The sequence below is a fragment of the Fibrivirga algicola genome (assembly GCF_011742925.1).
GTDB classification, from domain to species: Bacteria; Bacteroidota; Bacteroidia; order Cytophagales; family Spirosomataceae; genus Fibrella; species Fibrella algicola.
The window spans coordinates 1-494 of the sequence record NZ_WAEL01000035.1 but is presented as its reverse complement, the minus strand read 5'-3'; the positions used below and the strand labels follow the sequence as shown (position 1 = coordinate 494).

The 494-nt window shown below is 61.9% G+C and carries 1 pseudogene; it reads left to right on the top strand.

Features of this window, described 5'->3' with window-relative positions:
- Positions 1-494 (top strand): annotated as a pseudogene (locus F7231_RS27085) (hypothetical protein); the annotation flags it as partial.

Here is a 494-nt window from a genome sequence, read left to right as displayed (position 1 = left end):
CTGTGCGCCATTGCGACCACAGCGACAGCTAGTAGCTGTACTCCCGCCACCAACCAGTATACCGTCTCGGGCACCATCAGCCTGACCAACACCACCGCCGGCACCATCACCCTTTCCGACGGGGTGCGATCTACTACCCTGGCCGTTACGGCAACCACTACGTCCATCCCCTATTCGCTGAGCGGGCTTATCTCGGGTACGGGCGCACACACGCTGACGGTGAGCCTGCCCGGGTGTGGTACAGCCACGGCTGTCTACACCGCACCGGCAGCCTGCTCAGTGGCGGCCAGCATCAGTGTCACCTCGGCTACGGTTTGCTATGGCAGCGCCACCAGCCTGACGGCTACGGGCTGCAACGGCACCGTGAGCTGGAGCAACAGCACAACCGGCACCGTCTTAAACACCCCGACGCTGTTTCAGACCACCAGCTATACGGCCACCTGTACCACCATCTCGGGTAACACAGCTACAGCTGTAGCTACGGTGACAGTACT